The sequence below is a fragment of the Afipia sp. OHSU_II-C1 genome (assembly GCF_000497575.1).
Classification (GTDB): Bacteria; Pseudomonadota; Alphaproteobacteria; order Rhizobiales; family Xanthobacteraceae; genus Afipia.
Map to the genome: position 1 here is coordinate 227110 of NZ_APJI01000010.1, position 18344 is coordinate 245453.

Sequence of the window (18344 nt, forward strand, 5' to 3'; positions counted from 1 at the left end):
AGTGAGTTCCGATGGACGACGACAAGCAGGACAAGGCCGGTATCTTGCCCGGTGGCGATGTCAACAAGCGGCCCCCGCCCACCATCGACCTGACAGCGTCCGACGTATCGGAAAGTCCGTCTGCGCCGGACGCAGATGCCGGCGCGCCGAAGCAGGATCAGTCTGAGCCGTCTTCCGATGCGTCTGCTGAACCTGTTGTTGCGTCGTCGCCCAATCCATCGCGCGTTTCGTCGGTATTTCTTTCCGCTGTTTCGGGCGCGGTGGCCGCGTTGCTTGCGATCGGCGTGGCCACGCTCGCAGGCTGGCCCCCGAAGCCCGCGCCGGTCTCAACCGCGCCGCTCACGGACGGTATCGCAGCGAACACGGCCGACATCACCAATCTTGGCACGCGCCTGGCGAAGGTTGAATCGGATGCGGCAAAGCCCGCGCCGCGTCCGGTTGCCGATCCTGCGATCATCGCGCGTATCGACGCAGTCGAGAAATCGCTGGCATCGTTGCGCAGCGATCTCGCCGCCGTACGCGGGCAAAACGAGAAGGCTGCCGCCGCAATCAGCGAAATCAAGTCCGCATCACCGCAAGGCGTTATGACAGGAGAGCCAAAGACCGCTGCTGTCGATACGTCGGCTATTGAAGAGCGTCTTGCCAAGATCGAACGTGCCACCGCGGCGCTGAGCGCTGCCGCTGTGCCTCCGCCTGCACCGCAACCGCCGGCGGAAGATCCGAAGGTGCGCAAGCTCGATGCGCTGATCCACCTCGATAAAGCCGTGACCCGTGGCTTGCCCTACGCCGCCGAACTTGCTGCTGCGCGTGCTGTTGCCGGTGATGCCGATGCGCTGAGGGCGCTCGACGGCTTTGCGACGGCGGGTCTCCCCACCGACGATGCCCTGAGCAAGGAACTGCTTGCGCTGCTGCCGCAACTCGCGCCGAAGCCCGCAGCACAGCCCGCGCCGTCCGGCATTGTCGAGCGCCTACAGCAAAGTTTCGCAAAGCTGATACGCATTCAGCGCACCGATGCGCTGGCCAGCGGCCCTGCAGGCGTCATCGCGCGTGCAACTGCTGCCGCACAGCGCGGTGATGTGAACGAAGCGAAGCGGGAGCTGCTACAGTTGTCGCCGTCGGATCGCGTCCCGGTGCGGCCTTGGATCGCAAAGGTCGAGGGCCGCGACAAGGCGCGCGCGGCGTTTGAGCAGTTCACCATGGACACACTGGCCGCGATCTCGAAATAGGCAGTTTCATGATCCGTATCATTCTCTTTCTGTTTCTGGTCGGTGTCGTCGCGCTCGGCGCTGCCGTGATCGCCGACCAGACCGGTGATGTCACGCTGTCGTGGAATGCCTGGCGCATCGATACGTCATTGCCCGTGCTTGTGCTGGCGCTCGTGCTGGTCGTGTTCGCTGCGATGCTGGTCTGGGCCATTATCCGTGGCTTCCTGAATGCACCCGAGCGCTTGCGGCGGCTCCGCCGCGAACGCCGTCACGCGAAAGGACGCAACGCCATCACCCAGGGCCTGATCGCAATCGGCACCGGCGATCATTTCGCGGCGCGCCGCCATGCCGATGTCGCCAGGCGGCTGGCGCATCAGGATCCGCTGGCGATGCTGCTGCACGCGCAGTCCGCGCAACTCGATGGCGACCGCGAGGGCGCGCAGCGCGCGTTTCACGCCATGGCGGAGCGCAAGGACACACGGCTGCTCGGCCTGCGCGGATTGTTCGTCGAGGCGCAGCGTCGTGACGATGCTTACGCTGCCGTGGCGCTGGCCGAAGAAGCCCTGAAGACCGCGCCGGCCTCGGCATGGGCATCGCACGCCGTGCTCGGCTTCCGCTGCAGCAAAGGCGACTGGGACGGTGCGCTGAAGATTCTCGAAAACAATCTGGCGGCGGGACTGATCGATCCGGCTCCTTACAAGCGCCAGCGCGGCGTGCTTCTGACCGCGCGCGCGCTCGATCTTGAGACCTCCGATCGCGACCGGGCCCGCGCCAGCGTGACCGAGGCGGTGAAGCTCGCGCCGACGCTGGTGCCCGCCGCGACACTCGCGGCGAAATTTCTCAGCGAGAACAACCAGACCCGCCGGGCCATGCAGGTGATCGAGACGGCGTGGGCCGCACAGCCGCATCCCGATCTTGCGGATGCTTACGCGCATGTGCGGCTCGGCGACTCTGCGGTGCAGCGGCTGGCGCGGGTGGAGAAGCTTGCGGCGCGATCGCCCGGTCACATCGAGGGTGCGCTTGCGGTGGCTCGCGCCGCCATCGATTCCAGCGATTTCGCCCGCGCGCGTGAGGCGCTGGCGCCCTTCATCGATGCGCCGACCCAGCGGGTCGCGATCCTCATGGCCGAGCTGGAGCGGGCCGAGCATGGCGATGGGGGCAGCGCGCGCGTCTGGATGCAGCGCGCGGTGCGGGCCGCGCTCGATCCGGCATGGACCGCCGATGGCTACGTGTCCGAGCACTGGCGTCCGGTGTCGCCCGTGACCGGACGGCTCGATGCGTTCCAGTGGTTAACCCCCGTCGCGGCTCTCCCCTCGGAGAAAGCGCCGGTGCTTGAGGCCGAGGTTGCCGCCGAGCCTGACTTGCCGCCGGTTCTGGAAGCCGGTCCGGCTGTGACGCTGCCGCCGCCAGCCGTCACATTGCAGGATAACGAGCCAGCGTCCGTGACATCATCCCCGGCACCCGCTGCTGTACCGGCAGCATCGCCTCCTGCCGAGGCCGTGACCGCCAATGTGCCGCCACCGGTATTTCGCCCCCGGCGCGAGATTGAGAAGCCGGACGCGCCACGAATCCCCGCCGTTATCCCGATCGTTCGCGCTCCGGACGACCCCGGCGTTGCCGATGAGGCGCGGGATGATGAATTCGACGACCCAGTCCAGCCGGAACCGGCGCAGCCCGGCGGCTGGAAGGGCTTTTTGTCCCGTTTTGTCAGTTGATTAGGAGTTGGCTGGCATAGTTGGCACGGGAGCCGATCTGATGTCAGAAAAGCGCCTCGCGGATGCCGCTGATGTTGCAAAGCGAGGCTCTGGCCAGTATCAGGTGCGGATACAAATTTCGCGTGTTTCGCCGCCTTAGCTCAGCTGGTAGAGCACCTCATTCGTAATGAGGGGGTCGTAGGTTCGAATCCTATAGGCGGCACCACTTCTCCCGGCACCGCAGCACATTCGACTCGCTCATGGGGCGCGTTGCCTGCTCGGCGATCCATCTTCCATTGGAGGAGTGAGGCCGACGCTATCTCGCAAACGAATTCGGCTACCGCAAAGGAACAGCAATGACCGATCGGGAAAAGATTCTGGCCGCCCTTCGCGAGAAGCCGCTAAAGATCTTCGACGTGATGAAGCGCGTCAACATCAAGAATCAGGAAGACTGTCAGGCGCTGCTATTGAAGATGCGCGACGAGGGCCTCGTGCGCTTCGACATTCACAAGGGCGTGTGGCTGATCGGCTGATGCCTGCCGGAACCGCGCTCCTGAATTTTGAGCTGGGTTCTCGTTCGCGGAACGATATTGTGCGAACTGACCGGCGATCAAAGGTGACGTGTCGCTGTCTGCAGATCGCGGCGGATATCCCGATGAAGTTTTCTCAAGCCATAATCATGACGGTCGCCCTGATCGGAGTTTCTCCGGGCCACGCGAAGGTCGAACAGTGCCGCTTCATCGGTCCAAAACCGGAGAGGGAAGCCTGCTACGATCGTCAGGCCAAGGCGCTTGAAGCAAAGAAGGCGGAAGTGGCTGCGAAGGCAACGCCGGCGGTCCCGCTGGAGCGGAGGAGCCCGGAAGATGAAGCGCTTTCGCGCTCTCTCAGGAGCATCTGCCGGGGATGTTGATGGCTGAACGGATCACTTCAGCGGCTCAAGTTCGATGCGCGCCACAGCCACGCCGAGCCACCGGTTGTCGTCGCCCATTCCGGTGTCGCGGGGACGGCGCGTCGCATCGACCTCGAGCGTGATTCCGAAATCGCGATCTGACGGCGGAACATCGGCAACGCGCGCTTCGGCCTCGATGACGAACCCGCCGAGAAGTTTCTTCCGGATGCGATGCGGCAGCGGCTGGTCCCGCAGCAGAACCCGGATTGTCTCGGGCGGCGCCAGCGAATTGACGGCAATGATGCTGATCAGCAGGTCCGTCTCGAAATAAACCGGCAGGTCGATGGTGGAGCGGCGGCTTGGTCCGCTCCACCGGAAGGTTTTGTAACGCGGGTGCCTTTCGACGTGGTACCATTCGAATGGCATGTCCTGCCGGGTCAGATCGAAACGGGTCTTGCCGGTGACGCGCTGCATCTCCGACGCGGAGAACCGGCTGTCGGCCCCCTTGTTCTTGCGGCTGAGGCGCACGGCCGAACCGGGTTCGACGCCTTGCGCCGGCATTTCAATTTTCAGGAACTTGCCTTTGACGACGGCATCCATGATGTCGATCAATTCCCGGGACCGGAAATCGGCATCCGACTGAATCCGTTCCAGCAATCGCTGTTGCTCGTCGGTGGACTTGATCTTGTAGGAATCCCGCCGCCATGCGGCGTTGAACTTGAACGAGGTCAGTTCGCGGGTGGAAGCAAAGCGCTTCGCCGCCATGGCGGCCCGGCTCATGAACAGAGCATCCATCGGCACGGTGACTGAGGCGGGATCCTGCCATTTGATGCCGTCGCCGTAAATCGATGTCTTGTGGGCGAACGCGGACGGCGGCACGAAGTCGCTGGCCGAATAGCTTCCGGACGAGAACAGGCCGGCTATTCCACGGATGCCGGAATCCGGCGGGCCGTAGAGCGCCATCACGCTGGTGATGACTTCGGCGTCATGTTCTTTGGCCGCGCGCAGGATCGCTTCCAGATGCGTCGGGTACCAGATGTCGTCGTGGCCGAGATAGGCGATCCAGTCCGAGGCTGCATGCTCGATCGCGTAATTGTTCGCGGCCCATTGCGAGCCGTAGTTGCGGTCGAGGTTGTGCCAGCGGATGCGGGCATCGCCGAACGACGCCACCACATCCGCCGAATCGTCGGTGCAGCCGTCGCCGACCACCAGGATTTCAAAGTTCTGTTCGGTTTGCAGCAGCACCGAGCGAATGGCGCAGCGAAGTGCGGCGCTCCAGTTATAGGTCGGGATGACGACAGTAATCGCGGGCCGGGTCACCAATGGTATGGCACCGTTGCGGCGGCGGCCTCGGAATCCCACGGCAGGTCGAGGGCATCGGGGCTTTCGTGGTTATACATTCTGTCCGGCATGTTGATGATGAGGGCTTCGGTCTGGCCGATGTTCTTCCAGCCGTGAAACAGATTGGGTGCAATCGTCAGAAGCGCGGGATTGCGTTCGCTGATCATGAAATCGTTAAGCTTGCCGAATGTCGGAGAGTCCTTCCTGCCGTCGAACACGACAATCTTGACGAGGCCCGACACAACAAACAGCCGGTCGGTTGTTTGCTGATGCAGGCCCCAGGCGCGGACGCGGCCGGGAAGCGTTGTGGTGACATGAACCTGGACGATCGGTGACTTGATGATGTCCCAGTTTGCCCGGGCGACCTCGCACATATGGCCGTCGCTATGCGGGACCGGCCGGGCCGGGCGAAATTCGACGCCGTCGATCGGGGCGTCCCGCAACCCGCCCTGTGCATCAACGGCCGACTGCTTGGCCAACATCAGGTCGCTTCCGGCGATCGCGTGTGTCATTGCATCCATCATTCAGCGCGGTTGTTAGCCTGCCTGCTGACTGGACACTATTACGGACTTGCGAGGCGCGCCATCGGCCGTAGCGAACAATGGTCAGGCACGGGAACCCTTTGCGCGTTCCGTGCCCTGCGGTCCTGACAGTCCCGCGATCGGGGCTGATCACGATGTGACCAGCCCGTCGGGGTTAGCCTGCGATTTTGGTGAAGTCGGGCTTTCGGCGCTCGGCGAAAGCGGTGAGTGCTTCGCGCGCTTCCGGTCCCTTGAGCCGTTCCTTGAGCAGGGCGCCTTCGCGACTGATCTGCGCGGTGATCGCGGCGGTATCCCGCATCAGCGCCTTGGTGTGCGACAGCGATCCGGCGGGCTGCTTGGCCAGCTTGAGCGCGGTATCGCGCGCCTTCTTGCGCAGCTCTTCGACGGGAACGACTGCATTGACGAGGCCGAGCGAGACTGCGGTTTCGCCGCTCATGGGTTCGCCCAGCGCGAACATCTCGTAGGCGCGGGCATAACCGATTCGTCCCTGCAGGAGATGGGTCGAGGCCGCTTCCGGCACCAGCGCGATATTCACGAACGGCGTGATCAGCCGGGCCGTCGGCGTGACGTAAACGAGATCGCAATGCAGCAGCATGGTCGTGCCGATTCCGACTGCGTTGCCCTGCACCGCCGCGATCAGCGGTTTGGTGGCGATGCCGAGATTGGTGATGAACCGCGGCGAGTGTGCCACGATGCTGGGATCTTTCGATTGCGCGGCGAAATCGCCCATGTCGTTGCCGGCGGTGAAGTGGTCGCCGTCGCCCTGAAACACAACCACGCGGATCGCCGGGTCCTTTTCCGCCGTTTCCAGCGCGTCTGCGAGAGCGGCATACATCGCGTTGGTGATGGCATTCATTTTGTCCGGACGCGTCAGGGTCAGCGTCAGGACACCGGAATCGAGCTCACTCTTTACGAATTCAGTCATGGTCTGCGTTTCCTTTCATATCGAAATCTAGGAACTGTCCTTCGGGAATTTTGTTTGCAGGCTCAACAGCCAGCGCGAAACGACGTCGATTTCCTTGTCCGTAAAACCTTCCATCAGTGTGCTGTTGACGGCCTGCGCCCGTGTCACGGCGCGTTTGCGGATCTTCTCTCCGGTTTCGGTCAGATAAACGCGCTGCGCACGGCCATCCGCACCGTCGCGTTTTCGCTTGATCAGTCCCGCTCTCTCCATCCGGTCCGCTAGGCCCGTAATGGCGGACGGCACGATATCGAGAGCGGCGGAGATATCGCCGATCAGCGCGCCATCGTTCCGGCCGAGAAAGAACAGCACCCCGGATTGCGCCGAGGTCAGGCCGTCTTCCGTGAGCATGTGCTGTTCGATACCTCGCTGCAGTCTGCGATAACCCACGGTCATCAGAAAAATCAGCCGACGGTCGGTCGTCATGTCGTCTCCTATATATTTCGCATGTGAAATATCAAGTCTCGGCGGTGGCGGAAAGGCCTTTTCATGACAGCTCTGCGTAAGCGGTGCGCAATTGTCCGGCTCCGGAGCGGCGTTCAGCGGGTTCCGTTACCATTGCGCTTGCGCGCGGCCTGTGCCGAAATGAAGGAACCAAGAACAAGCGTGGTCAGGCAGTCGTGATCGGCGTCATGAGCGCGCACTCAGGGAGAATGACCATGCGTTTTGCTGTCGCCGCGTTCGCGGCGCTTTGCCTTGTCTTCCAGACAGTCTCGCCCGGCCGCGCCCAGGATGCCTGGCCGTCGCGCAATGTTACGATTATCGTTCCATTCACGGCGGGCGGCACCGCCGACCTTTTCGCCCGGCTGCTCGCCAGCCACATGCAGGTGACGTTCGGTCAATCCTTTGTGGTTGAAAACCGCGGCGGTGCGGGCGGCAACATCGGCGCGGCTGCGGTCGCCAAGGCGCCGAACGACGGTTACACGCTGCTGCTCGGCACCGTCTCGACCCATGCCATCAACCCGACGCTCTACGCGAACCTGCCGTTCGATGCGGCGAAGGATTTCCAGCCGGTCTCGCTGATTGCGCGGCTGCCGAACATGCTGGTCGTGAAGAATTCGCTGCCGGTGAAGAACGTTGCCGAATTCGTCGCCTATGTGAAAGCGAATCCCGACAAGCTGAATTACGGTTCGTCCGGCGTCGGCACCTCGATTCATCTTGCGGCGGAACTGTTCAAGATCGCGACCGGCACGAAGATGACCCACGTGCCATATCGCTCGTCCAACGAGATCATGCAAAATCTGACCGGCGGTCACATCGATCTCGCGTTCGACAACATCACGCTGGCGTGGCCGCAGGCCAAGGCCGGCACGGTGCGCGCGCTCGGTGTGACAAGCCCGCAGCGCTCTCCAACCGCGCCGGACGTGCCGCCGATCGCCGACACGCTGAAAGGTTTCGACGCGACGTCATGGCACGGGCTGTTCGCGCCTGCCGGAACGCCGCGTCCGGTGGTCGACAAGATGTCGGCGGAAGTGAAGCGCATTCTTGAAATGCCGGACACCGTGACCAAGCTCACCGAGATCGGTGCGGTGCCCTCGCCGATGACCCCTGACCAGTTCACCGCGTTCATTGCGGCCGAGCGCGCGAAGTGGGCCGAGGTGGTCAAGGCCTCGGGCGCCACGGCGAACTGATCGAGACGAATTGAACGGCCGGCGTCCGCTGGGACGCCGGTTGACCATCGGGCTGCCCCAGTTACATGCTGAACAAGGTGATCCCTCGAACTGCGAGGCTGCCATGAGCATTGCCGAAGTCCTGGGCGCACCGGTGCCGCGGCCGCCGCTGGTGCCGCCGCGGCCTCCGCTCGCGCCGGACGATCTGTCCCCGCTTGGCCGTCTCGCCCTGATCCGGCAAAACGCCATCGCCAGCTGGGGACCGCGCGCCTACGAAGAGGATATCGTTCAGGGGCGCTTTTTCGGGCGCAGCAGTTTCATTCTCAACACGCCGGACGCGATCCGGCATGTGCTCGTTGAGAACTATGAAAACTATACCCGCACGCCCGCCGCCTTCCGTGTGCTGCGGCCGATCCTCGGCGAGGGCCTTTTGCTGGCCGAGGGCAAAGCCTGGAAAAACCAGCGCCGCACGCTGGCGCCGGCCTTCGCACCGCGCGCGATTCCGCTGCTGGTGCCGCATATGCTGGCGGCGACCGACGATGCCATTGACGTGTTGCGGGCGCAGACCGGTGTGCCGGTCGATCTCCGCGAGGCCATGCAGCGGCTGGCGCTCGATATTGCCGGGCGCACGATGTTCTCGTTCGAGATCGACAGGCACGGCGCGGCCCTGCGCGGCTTTGTGAACGATTACGGCGAGCGCCTCGCGCAGCCGCGCTTCTTCGACCTGCTGCTGCCGCCGGGCTGGCCAAGCCCGAGCGATATCTCCCGCGCGCTGTTCCGGCGGCGATGGACGCGGTTCATGCGCGGATTGATCATTGAGCGCCGTGCGATGGGCGCGGGCGACGGTGGTGCGCCGCGCGATCTGTTCGATCTCATGGTGGCCGCGCGCGATCCGGAAACCGGCGAGGCCTTTTCCGACGAACAGCTCGGCGATCAGGTCTCGACCATGATCCTTGCCGGCCACGAGACCACGGCGACGGCGCTGTTCTGGTCGCTCTATCTGCTCGCGCTCGACCCGGCGACGCAGGAAGAGTTGGCGGCGGAGGCAGGGGCCGCGCTTGCGTCCGGCACGCTCGATGCCACGCGACTGACGTTCACCCGCGCGGTGCTCGACGAGACCATGCGGCTTTATCCGCCGGCATTCCTGATCGTGCGGGCGGCTGCCGGCCCCGACACCGTGCCCGGCGCCGACGTCGCCGCGAAGGACGTTGTGCTGATCTCGCCGTGGCTGCTGCACCGGCATGAAAAGCTCTGGGACCAGCCGAACGCATTCCGTCCGTCGCGCTTCCTGCCCGGCAGTCCGCCGCCGGACCGGTTTGCCTATCTGCCGTTCGGTGTCGGACCGCGTGTCTGCATCGGCGCGCAGTTCGCGCTGACCGAAGCGACCCTGGCGCTGGCGAGGCTGATCGGCATGTTCAGGGTCGAACTGCTCGACCGCGCGCCGGTGACGCCGGTCGGCGTGGTGACCACTCAGCCGGACCGGTCGCCCATGTTTCGGATCATGCGACGCACGCGATGATGCGTCAGACATCATGCAAGCTGTGCTGCGACGCGGCGAAGCCGGTAAGTCATTAACAAGCGAATGACCGCTCTTATTCCAAAGTCTTAGATGCCATGCGCGCAGGCCGCGTCGAAGAGTCGCATTCATCCGATCATTCTTGCCAAATCTCCCCGCAAGCCTTTGTCTTGCCATCAATCAAAAAAAGGCCGGTTCAAAAAGAGCTGGCCTAGCAGGGGAGAACGCCATGACGAAACGACACAAAGACAAGACTTCCAGCGAGAAGACCTCCAGCCGCCGCAACTTCCTGAAGGTTGCCGCCGCGGGCGCAGCCGCCACGGTTGCGACGCCCGCTCTGGCGCAGACCGGACCGACCAACATGCGCTTCCAGAGCACATGGCCGGCCAAGGACATCTTCCACGAATACGCGCAGGACTACGCCAAGAAGGTCAACGACATGACCGGCGGCGATCTCAAGATCGAAGTGCTGCCCGCGGGCGCGGTCGTTCCCGCCTTCCAGTTGCTCGAAGCAGTGTCCAAGGGCACGCTCGACGGCGGCCACGGGGTGCTCGCCTATCACTACGGCAAGCAGAACGCTTTGGCGCTGTGGGGCTCTGGTCCGGGCTATGCGATGGACGCCAACATGCTGCTCGCCTGGCACAAGTATGGCGGCGGCAAGCAGCTGCTTGAAAAGCTCTACAATTCGATCGGCGCCAATGTCGTCTCGTTCCCGTACGGACCGATGCCGACCCAGCCGCTCGGCTGGTTCAAGAAGCCGGTGACCAAGGCCGATGATCTCAAGGGTGTCAAATTCCGCACCGTCGGCATCTCGATTGACGTGTTCACCGGCATGGGCGCCGCGGTCAACGCGCTGCCCGGCGGCGAAATCGTTGCGGCGATGGACCGCGGCCTGCTCGACGCGGCGGAATTCAACAACGCCTCGTCGGATCGCGTGCTCGGCTTCCCGGACGTCTCGAAAGTCTGCATGCTGCAGAGCTATCACCAGAACGCCGAGCAGTTCGAAATCATGTTCAACAAGGACAAGTACAACGCTCTGCCGGCGAAGATCAGGGCGATCCTTGATAACGCCGCCGAAGCGGCCGGACAGGACATGGCTTGGAAGGCGATCGACCGCTATTCCAAGGACTACGAAGAGATGCAGTCCAAGGACAAGGTGAAGTTCTACAAGACGCCTGACTCGGTGTTGCAGAAGCAGCTCGAGATTTTCGATCAGGTCGCGGAGAAGAAGTCGGCGGAAAATCCGCTGTTCAAGGAAATCGTTGAATCCCAGCTGGCGTTTGCCAAGCGGGCGACCCAGTGGGAGCAGGATACGGTGGTGAGCCGTCGCATGGCTTACAACCACTACTTCGGGCCGAACGCCAAGAAGAAGACCTGACGCAATAATCATTACGAACATGGCATCATCCGGGATGACAATCCCGGGTGGTGCTTTGTATCGTTTCCTAGATTGCTCTGCCCTTCTTCATGACGGATGACGTTCCCATGAGCGCGCAACGTGTGCTGCACACAATCGACGGCATCAGTACGTGGACCGGCAAGGCCGCCGCGTGGCTGATTGTCGGACTGATGCTTCTGGTCTGCGCTGAGGTTTTCAAGCGCTATATGCTGAACATGCCGACGGCATGGATCTTCGATGCCTCGAACATGATGTACGGCACGCTGTTCATGATCGCCGGCGCCTATACGCTGGCGCAGAACGGACATGTGCGCGGTGACTTTCTCTACAGTTCGATGAAGCCGCGCCGGCAGGCGATGCTCGACCTGGTTCTCTATATCCTGTTCTTCTTGCCCGGCATCGCGGCGCTGGTTTATGCGGGCTGGGACTACGCCGTCGTGTCGTGGCGCATCGACGAACACTCCAATGTCACCGCCGACGGGCCCCCCGTCTGGCAGTTCAAGTTCATGATTCCGCTGGCCGGCGCGCTGGTGCTGCTGCAGGGCGCCGCCGAAATCATGCGCTGCATCATTTGCCTCAGGACTGGCGAATGGCCGGAGCGTCTGAAGGACGTGTCGGAAATCGATGTCGTCGGGGAGCAACTCGCCAACAGCGAATACGTCGACGAGGAGTCGCGCAAGATCGCGATCGAGAAGGCGGCGAACATCGAGGAAAGCGCGCGTCAGCGCGGCATGGGCGGAGATCTGTTGAAATGAGCGATCCCGCACTCGGACTTTTGATGCTCGGCCTGATCGTGGTCGTCATCATCATGGGTTTCCCCACGGCGTTCACGCTGATGGGGCTCGGCATGTTCTTCGGCCTGTTCGCCTATCACCGGACAGGCGAGTCGTGGGCCGACAACCACATCTTCGACCTGATGGTCCAGCGCACCTACGGCGCGATGACCAATGACGTCCTGATCTCCATTCCGCTGTTCGTGCTCATGGGTTACGTCATGGAGCGCGGCGCGCTGGTGGACAAGATGTTCTATTCGATCCAGCTCGCGTTCCGGCGCGTGCCCGCCTCGCTCGCCGTGGCGACACTGATCGTCTGTACCTTCTGGGGCATCGCCTCAGGGCTGGTCGGCGCGGTCGTGGTGCTGATGGGCGTCATCGCCTTCAATCCGATGCTGAAGGCCGGTTATGACGTGAAGCTCGCATCCGGCGTCATCACCGCCGGCGGCACGCTCGGCATCCTGATTCCGCCGTCGGTCATGATCATCGTCTATGCGGCGGTCGCCGGCCAGTCGGTCGTGAAGCTCTATGCCGCGACGATGTTCCCCGGCTTCTTTCTGGCGCTGCTGTATCTCGTCTACATCATCGGCTGGGCGATTCTGAATCCGAAGATCGCGCCCAAGCTGAAGGAGAGCGAGACGCGCGTGCCGGTGCGGCCGTGGGTCAGCGAACTGCAGAAATCCTACTCCGACAAGATGCTTCCGGCGTTGCTGACCGCCGCGGTGTTGCCGTCGCGGGCCCTGGCGATCACGGCCGATGGCGTGCGCGTTGGCTACGGCATGCTGCTCAAGAATCTCGGCTATGCGCTGGTGCCGCTGATTCTTACGGTGGGAACGCTGTGGGGCGCGTGGTGGTATGTCGTGATCCACCAGCAGCCCGATGCGCCGCCGCCGCCCGCCGCTGTCAGCCAGCAGCTCGGTGCGGGAGCCTCCACCGCCGAGCCTGCGGAAGAGAAGCTGCAGGAGCTTGGCAGCGCGACCGCTGACGAGCAGAAGAGCGGGCCCGAAACGCTGCAGGAAATGGGCAATGCCGAGTTGCGCGGCCAGCGCACGGCTGCGCCTGCGGAGGCAGGTCCGCCGCCGCAGTTTTACACGTACTTCGCGTTCACCTGCGCGATCTTCGGACTGCTGCTGCTTTACTATTACTGGACCATGGGCGCGGAGCAGTTCGAGGTGCTGCGGCTTCTGGTATCATCGGTGATGCCGCTCGGCATCCTGACGGTGGTGGTGCTGGCGGTGATCCTGCTCGGCATCACGACGGCGACGGAATCCGCCGCGGTCGGTGCTGCGGGCGCGTTCCTGCTCGCCTTCCAGGCGCGCACGCTCGACTGGAAGCGCACCAAGGAGGCGGTGTTCCTCACCGCGAAAACCACCTCGATGGTGTGCTGGCTGTTCGTCGGCTCCGCGCTGTTCTCGGCGGTGTTCGCGATCCTCGGCGGGCAAGCGCTGCTGGAGAGCTGGGTGCTGTCGCTCAACCTGACGCCGGTTCAGTTCATGATCCTGTCGCAGGTGATCATCTTCATCCTCGGCTGGCCGCTGGAATGGACCGAGATCATCGTGATCTTCGTGCCGATCTTCCTGCCGATGCTGAAGCACTTCGGCATCGATCCGGTCCTGTGGGGCGTGCTGGTGTTCGTCAACCTGCAGGCGGCGTTCCTGTCGCCGCCGGTGGCGATGTCGGCGTTTTATCTGAAGGGCGTTGCGCCGAAGCATGTCACGCTCAATCAGATTTTCGCAGGCATGATGCCTTACATGCTGATCGTCATCGTCTGCATGGTGCTGATGTATCTGTGGCCCGCCCTGACCCTGTGGCTGCCGAACTACCTGTACGGAAACTGACGCGAAAACGTGATCGGCCGGGGGAAGTCCCCGGCCAGTCCATCGCAGGCATTACTTGGATACCCGGCCGATCTGCCGTAAACTGCGGCGATGACCGACTTCAATTCTCTGTACGCGACCCTGAAGCAGACCGCCGATCCGAAGGTGGCGGATGCGATCCAGACGTTGGTCGAGACCGGCGCCGATCATGAGCTGAACCGGATCAATCTGATCGAATTCGCCGCCAGAACAGGCCTTGCCGAAGAAAAGGTAATCTCGGGGTTCCTCCACGCCTCGCAGATCGGCATCTTCGATCTGACCTGGAACGTGCTGTGCCCCGGATGCAGCGGTGTGCTCGGCGCGCATGACACGCTCAAGCAGCTTCAGCCCGAGGACTATCATTGCGGTCTGTGCGCCGCTGGCTATCAGGCGTCGATCGACGATCAGGTCGAGGTCGCATTCACGGTCAGCCCGCGGGTGCGCCGGATCGCGGCGCACGATCCGCACACGCTGCCCAGCTGGGATTACTGGCGGCAGATTTTCTGGAGTTCGGGGATCGACATCAACGAGGATTCGTTCGGCCGTCTTGTGAACGAGGCAACGCTGGAAGCGGTGGAACTGGCTGCGGGCGAAAAGGCGGTTGTCTCACTGCAATTGCCGGCGGAGTTCGTCATCGTGTTCGAGCCGGTGACCCATTCGGCGTTGTTCCTCGACGTTAAGGGCGAGCCGACCAAAGAGAAGCAAAATGCATCGCTGACATTTGACGGCGTGCATGCGCCGACCGGCACCGTCGAGATGCGCCCCGGTCCGCTGCGGCTGACGCTGGAAAACCAGTCGAAAAACCGCGTGCTGCCCTCGGTGTGGATCGCCGGCGATGCGCTCCACGACCTGCTCGGCAAGCGCAAGCCGATCGTCACCGCGAAACGCATTCTTGCGAACCAGACGTTCCGCGATCTCTACAAGGCCGACAATCTCAGCATCGACCAGCGTCTCAAGATCACGTCGCTGACGTTCCTGTTCACCGATCTCAAGGGATCGACCGCGCTTTATGAGCGGGTCGGCGACCTGGCCGCTTTCGATCTGGTCCGCGCGCATTTCCGCGCGCTGCTCGAGATCATTGCGTCCGAGGGAGGTGCGGTGGTGAAAACCATCGGAGATGCGGTGATGGCGACCTTCGTCCGCCCCGAGCAGGCGGTCGCGGCCGGCATCCGCATGCGCAAGGCCATGGATGAGTTGAACGAACAGCGCGGGACCAAGGATCTGCTGGTCAAGATCGGCATCCACGAAGGCGCGTGTCTGGCGGTGATGCTGAACGATCGCCAGGATTATTTCGGCCAGACCGTCAATATCGCCGCACGGGTGCAGGGTCAGGCGACCGAGCGGGCGATCAACGCCACCGGCCCGGTGGTCAAATCGGCCGCAGTAATGGAGCTGCTCGACAAGGCGGGACTTACCCCGGCGGAAAAGAGCGTCGAACTGCGCGGAATCGCCGACAAAGTAGTGATTTACGAGATTCCATGACAGCTCTGTGTCGTAAACCGCCCGTTCCCGCGCAAGTCCCCGCCTTCTGCGGGCAATTCGCGGTGAGCGCCGCCCCGGAACCCGGCCAAGATTGCCAGAGTTTCATTTTCAGGCCATAGAACCCGATGATTTTGTGCCCTAGAATTTTGTATGGGCATGATCTCATCCGAAAACCGGTCCCCGCGTTCCGGGGTCATGCTTCGATCTGGTCCCGTTTCCGATAGCAGAGATTGATGCTCGACAAATTACGCCACTTCATTTCGGACGTCGTTTCCCCCGCCGGGCATGAGAACCGCACCTTCGCCGACAATGACTACCGTCTGGCGGCGACCGCGCTTCTTATTCACGTCATCTCTCTCGATGGAGAACCATCGGAGACCGAGAAGCGCAAGCTTCACGCGCTGCTCGAATACCGTTTCGATCTCGATCCTGGAACGGCCGACAAGCTGATCGCGGATGCGACATTGGTCGAAGGCGAGGCGGTTGACCTCTATCACTTCACCAGCGTCATCATGCGCTCGGTCAACGAAGAAGGCCGGCTTCGCATCATCGAAATGATGTGGGAGCTTGTCTTCGCCGATGGCCATGTCACCGAATTCGAGGACAATATTGTCTGGCGCGCAGCCGATCTGCTCGGCATTTCCTCGCGCGACCGTCTTAATCTTAAGCACCGTGTCGCCGACAGCCGGCTTACGCCCGATGAAGCGACATAGCATTTTTTCTTCGCACGATTTTTCTTCGCACTCCGTCCTCATTAAACTCAAGACAACTGAATGCATTCATGACTAAACGCGTCACGTTGATCACGGGTGCCTCGTCGGGCATCGGCGCAGAGCTGGCGCGCATCTTTGCGTCGAACGGCTATAACACCGTGCTGGTCGCGCGCCGCGACGATCGCCTCAAGCTTCTCGCCGATGAGATCGCCGCCGCCGGACACCCGCGGCCCGCTCTCATCACCAGCGATCTGTGTGCCGCCGGTGCCTGCGAGCAGATCGCGGCGGAGCTGAAGGCCATGGATGTCGAGGTCGACACGGTGGTCAACAATGCGGGCTATGGCCTGTTCGGCGAAGCCCTCGAACTCGACCGCGAGCAGCAGCTCGCGATGGTCGACCTGAATGTCCGCGTGCTGACCGACCTGACCCTGCGCTTTGCCGACAGCTTGGTCCGCCATCGCGGCGGCATTCTCAACGTCGCCTCGATTGCCTCATTCCTGCCCGGCCCGCGGATGGCGGTCTATTACGCCACCAAGGCCTACGTCCTGTCGTTCACCGAGGCGATGCGCGGCGAACTCGGGCCAAAGGGCGTGCGGGTCACGGCCTTGTGTCCGGGCCCGGTGCCGACCGAATTCCAGGGCGTGGCCGGGTTCAATCCGGGGCTGGATTCGGCGGTCCTGAACGTGTCCGCCGCGGCGGTGGCGCGGGCGGGCTATCGCGGGCTGATGTCGAACAAGCGGCTGGTGCTTCCGGGCGTCGGGGTGCGCATGATCCCGTTTATGCTCCGTTTCGCCCCTCGCAGCCTGGTACTGGCCTCGGTCGCCAGGGTGCAGCAGAAGCGCTAGGCGAGACGGCCTCGAAAACGGGCAAGCGCGCAGACCACCTGCGCGAAATCCCGGCTCGACGGAGCCGCGGCAACACAATATTTTCAATTTCGGCGTTCAATAGAGGCGCTTGTACTCCGCTGGGGATTGAAAAGACTGAATCCATGCTGCGGCCTGATGGTGATCGACCAAGCGACTTCGGCCTGACAACTTGCGGCCGGTTCACTGCGCTTCCGGTGCTCATCATTCTGCACGGGCCGATGTCCACGCCCGGCCGTGTCGGCAACGCCCTGCGCGCGATGGGTCATCCTCTCGACGTCCGCCGCCCGGTGTTCGGCGATGCCCTGCCCGAAACCCTCGACCACTATGCTGGCGCGATCATGTTCGGCGGCCCGATGAGCGCCAACGACAACGAGGATTTCATCCGTCGCGAGATCGACTGGCTTGCGGTGCCGCTGAAGGAAAAGCGTCCGTATCTCGGAATTTGTCTCGGGGCGCAGATCCTCGCCAAACATCTCGGCGCGAAGGTCGCGCCGCATCCCGAAGGCCGCGCCGAAGTCGGCTATTATCCGATCCGCCCGACCGAAGCGGGCCGGAAAATCTGCTCGCACTGGCCCGACCATGTCTATCAATGGCACCGCGAAGGCTTCGAGCTTCCCGCAGGCACGGAACTGCTGGCCGAGGGTGATGATTTTCCGGTGCAGGCTTATCGCACCGGGCGATGCTTCGGCATCCAGTTTCATCCCGACGTGACCCACGCGATGCTGCATCGCTGGACCACGCGCGGGCATGATCGCATGTCGCTTCCGGGCGCGCGCTCGCGCGCCGAGCATTTCACCGGGCGTATGGTGCACGATCTTGCAGAGCGGGCCTGGCTGACGGCCTTCCTCGATGGCTGGCTGCATCGCCCGCCGCCTGCGCAATCACCGATCGCATCGCTCGCGGCCGAGTGATGGATCAGGACGGCTTCGCGCGCCTGCTGAACGACTTCACGCTGTCAGCGGAATCCGGCGACGGCGCGCGGTTCGCCGCGCATTTCACCGAAGACGCGATCTACTACGATTACATTTACGGCGCGCATACAGGCCGGGCCGAAATCGCACACATGATGGAGCATCTGTTCCATCGCGATGCCGGCGACGACTATCGCTGGGAAATGTTCGATCCCGTCTGCAACGGCGACATGGGTTACGCGTGGTCGCTGTCGAGCTTCACCTCGACGGTGCCGCAGTTCGCCGGCCGGTTCGTGGTGATCGACGGCATGAGCCGGTTCATTATTCGCGACGGCTTGATCGCGGAATACCGCGAGTCGGTGAACGGCGGCGTCGCCATGGCCCAGCTCGGCGTCGAGCCGGAGCGGATGGTGAAAATCCTCAAGCGCTGGTCCGGCTGGCTCAGGGATCGGCCCGAAACCGTCGACTATCTGTCGCGGCCACGGCGCGCGAAGGTGCCGTCGAAATAGCTCCTCACGCTTGGTTCATTATAGCTCAGCAGTTACCCCACCCGGCTGACCCAAGGTCAGCCACCCTCCCCATCGAG

18 protein-coding genes and 1 tRNA gene are annotated in these 18344 nt (G+C 63.0%); 15 read left to right on the top strand and 4 right to left on the bottom strand.

Going from position 1 to position 18344, the window contains the following annotated elements:
- The first annotated feature begins 11 nt into the window (after positions 1-11).
- From I554_RS0110645 to I554_RS0110665, 5 genes are all read left to right on the top strand, one after another.
- Positions 12-1226, top strand: a complete 1215-nt coding sequence (locus I554_RS0110645; protein WP_024576847.1) for a hypothetical protein — start codon at positions 12-14, stop codon at positions 1224-1226.
- 8 nt (positions 1227-1234) lie between these two features.
- Positions 1235-2920 carry a heme biosynthesis HemY N-terminal domain-containing protein gene (locus tag I554_RS0110650; protein WP_024576848.1) on the top strand — a complete coding sequence of 562 codons (1686 nt, stop codon included), beginning with the start codon at positions 1235-1237 and terminating at the stop codon, positions 2918-2920.
- Between the two features lie 129 nt (positions 2921-3049).
- A tRNA-Thr gene (locus I554_RS0110655) sits at positions 3050-3125 on the top strand.
- 130 nt (positions 3126-3255) lie between these two features.
- Positions 3256-3432 carry a hypothetical protein gene (locus I554_RS27255; RefSeq protein WP_192817739.1) on the top strand — a complete coding sequence of 59 codons (177 nt, stop codon included), beginning with the start codon at positions 3256-3258 and terminating at the stop codon, positions 3430-3432.
- A gap of 122 nt (positions 3433-3554) precedes the next feature.
- Complete coding sequence (locus I554_RS0110665) at positions 3555-3809, top strand: hypothetical protein (protein ID WP_024576849.1); 255 nt, start codon at positions 3555-3557, stop codon at positions 3807-3809.
- Positions 3810-3821: 12 nt separating this feature from the next.
- Here the strand turns inward: I554_RS0110665 and I554_RS25980 are convergent, their stop codons facing one another.
- The 4 genes from I554_RS25980 to I554_RS0110685 all read right to left on the bottom strand — a co-directional run bounded on the left by I554_RS25980 (position 3822) and on the right by I554_RS0110685 (position 7058).
- Positions 3822-5108: a glycosyltransferase family A protein gene (locus tag I554_RS25980; protein WP_192817740.1), complete on the bottom strand. Its 1287-nt coding sequence runs from the start codon at positions 5106-5108 to the stop codon at positions 3822-3824.
- Positions 5105-5641, bottom strand: a complete 537-nt coding sequence (locus I554_RS0110675) for a dTDP-4-dehydrorhamnose 3,5-epimerase family protein (protein WP_192817741.1) — start codon at positions 5639-5641, stop codon at positions 5105-5107. The genes I554_RS25980 and I554_RS0110675 overlap by 4 nt, the downstream gene beginning before the upstream one ends.
- 184 nt (positions 5642-5825) lie before the next feature.
- Positions 5826-6596 carry an enoyl-CoA hydratase gene (locus I554_RS0110680; protein ID WP_024576852.1) on the bottom strand — a complete coding sequence of 257 codons (771 nt, stop codon included), beginning with the start codon at positions 6594-6596 and terminating at the stop codon, positions 5826-5828.
- A gap of 27 nt (positions 6597-6623) precedes the next feature.
- Positions 6624-7058: a MarR family winged helix-turn-helix transcriptional regulator gene (locus I554_RS0110685; RefSeq protein ID WP_024576853.1), complete on the bottom strand. Its 435-nt coding sequence runs from the start codon at positions 7056-7058 to the stop codon at positions 6624-6626.
- A gap of 233 nt (positions 7059-7291) precedes the next feature.
- On the opposite strand from I554_RS0110685, the gene I554_RS0110690 reads away from it, so the two are divergent.
- The 10 genes from I554_RS0110690 to I554_RS0110735 all read left to right on the top strand — a co-directional run bounded on the left by I554_RS0110690 (position 7292) and on the right by I554_RS0110735 (position 18267).
- Positions 7292-8263 carry a tripartite tricarboxylate transporter substrate binding protein gene (locus tag I554_RS0110690; protein ID WP_034461830.1) on the top strand — a complete coding sequence of 324 codons (972 nt, stop codon included), beginning with the start codon at positions 7292-7294 and terminating at the stop codon, positions 8261-8263.
- 103 nt (positions 8264-8366) lie between these two features.
- Positions 8367-9761 carry a cytochrome P450 gene (locus I554_RS0110695; RefSeq protein WP_024576855.1) on the top strand — a complete coding sequence of 465 codons (1395 nt, stop codon included), beginning with the start codon at positions 8367-8369 and terminating at the stop codon, positions 9759-9761.
- A gap of 226 nt (positions 9762-9987) precedes the next feature.
- Positions 9988-11136, top strand: coding sequence for a twin-arginine translocation signal domain-containing protein (locus I554_RS0110700; RefSeq protein WP_024576856.1), 1149 nt, complete (start codon positions 9988-9990; stop codon positions 11134-11136).
- A 107-nt stretch (positions 11137-11243) separates the two neighbouring features.
- Entirely contained in the window at positions 11244-11912 is a 669-nt protein-coding gene (locus tag I554_RS0110705) for a TRAP transporter small permease subunit (RefSeq protein WP_024576857.1), read from the top strand.
- Positions 11909-13768: a TRAP transporter large permease subunit gene (locus I554_RS0110710; RefSeq protein ID WP_024576858.1), complete on the top strand. Its 1860-nt coding sequence runs from the start codon at positions 11909-11911 to the stop codon at positions 13766-13768. The genes I554_RS0110705 and I554_RS0110710 overlap by 4 nt, the downstream gene beginning before the upstream one ends.
- A gap of 90 nt (positions 13769-13858) precedes the next feature.
- On the top strand, positions 13859-15268 hold the full coding sequence (locus I554_RS0110715) for an adenylate/guanylate cyclase domain-containing protein (RefSeq protein WP_024576859.1): 1410 nt from the start codon (positions 13859-13861) through the stop codon (positions 15266-15268).
- A 233-nt stretch (positions 15269-15501) separates the two neighbouring features.
- On the top strand, positions 15502-15981 hold the full coding sequence (locus I554_RS0110720) for a TerB family tellurite resistance protein (RefSeq protein ID WP_024576860.1): 480 nt from the start codon (positions 15502-15504) through the stop codon (positions 15979-15981).
- A gap of 68 nt (positions 15982-16049) precedes the next feature.
- Complete coding sequence (locus tag I554_RS0110725; protein ID WP_024576861.1) at positions 16050-16826, top strand: SDR family oxidoreductase; 777 nt, start codon at positions 16050-16052, stop codon at positions 16824-16826.
- Positions 16827-16969: 143 nt separating this feature from the next.
- Positions 16970-17758 carry a glutamine amidotransferase gene (locus tag I554_RS0110730; protein ID WP_029659493.1) on the top strand — a complete coding sequence of 263 codons (789 nt, stop codon included), beginning with the start codon at positions 16970-16972 and terminating at the stop codon, positions 17756-17758.
- Positions 17758-18267, top strand: coding sequence for a nuclear transport factor 2 family protein (locus tag I554_RS0110735; RefSeq protein WP_024576862.1), 510 nt, complete (start codon positions 17758-17760; stop codon positions 18265-18267). The genes I554_RS0110730 and I554_RS0110735 overlap by 1 nt, the downstream gene beginning before the upstream one ends.
- The last annotated feature ends 77 nt before the right edge of the window (positions 18268-18344 follow it).

Coding starts and splice junctions, on each gene's coding strand:
- I554_RS0110700 (WP_024576856.1), top strand. CDS start 9,988: ATGACGAAACGACACAAAGACAAGACTTCCAGCGAGAAGACCTCCAGC.
- I554_RS0110720 (WP_024576860.1), top strand. CDS start 15,502: ATGCTCGACAAATTACGCCACTTCATTTCGGACGTCGTTTCCCCCGCC.
- I554_RS27255 (WP_192817739.1), top strand. CDS start 3,256: ATGACCGATCGGGAAAAGATTCTGGCCGCCCTTCGCGAGAAGCCGCTA.
- I554_RS0110705 (WP_024576857.1), top strand. CDS start 11,244: ATGAGCGCGCAACGTGTGCTGCACACAATCGACGGCATCAGTACGTGG.
- I554_RS0110725 (WP_024576861.1), top strand. CDS start 16,050: ATGACTAAACGCGTCACGTTGATCACGGGTGCCTCGTCGGGCATCGGC.
- I554_RS0110650 (WP_024576848.1), top strand. CDS start 1,235: ATGATCCGTATCATTCTCTTTCTGTTTCTGGTCGGTGTCGTCGCGCTC.
- I554_RS0110730 (WP_029659493.1), top strand. CDS start 16,970: ATGCTGCGGCCTGATGGTGATCGACCAAGCGACTTCGGCCTGACAACT.
- I554_RS0110735 (WP_024576862.1), top strand. CDS start 17,758: ATGGATCAGGACGGCTTCGCGCGCCTGCTGAACGACTTCACGCTGTCA.
- I554_RS0110675 (WP_192817741.1), bottom strand. CDS start 5,641: ATGACACACGCGATCGCCGGAAGCGACCTGATGTTGGCCAAGCAGTCG.
- I554_RS0110695 (WP_024576855.1), top strand. CDS start 8,367: ATGAGCATTGCCGAAGTCCTGGGCGCACCGGTGCCGCGGCCGCCGCTG.
- I554_RS0110690 (WP_034461830.1), top strand. CDS start 7,292: ATGCGTTTTGCTGTCGCCGCGTTCGCGGCGCTTTGCCTTGTCTTCCAG.
- I554_RS0110665 (WP_024576849.1), top strand. CDS start 3,555: ATGAAGTTTTCTCAAGCCATAATCATGACGGTCGCCCTGATCGGAGTT.
- I554_RS0110680 (WP_024576852.1), bottom strand. CDS start 6,596: ATGACTGAATTCGTAAAGAGTGAGCTCGATTCCGGTGTCCTGACGCTG.
- I554_RS0110645 (WP_024576847.1), top strand. CDS start 12: ATGGACGACGACAAGCAGGACAAGGCCGGTATCTTGCCCGGTGGCGAT.
- I554_RS0110715 (WP_024576859.1), top strand. CDS start 13,859: ATGACCGACTTCAATTCTCTGTACGCGACCCTGAAGCAGACCGCCGAT.
- I554_RS0110685 (WP_024576853.1), bottom strand. CDS start 7,058: ATGACGACCGACCGTCGGCTGATTTTTCTGATGACCGTGGGTTATCGC.
- I554_RS0110710 (WP_024576858.1), top strand. CDS start 11,909: ATGAGCGATCCCGCACTCGGACTTTTGATGCTCGGCCTGATCGTGGTC.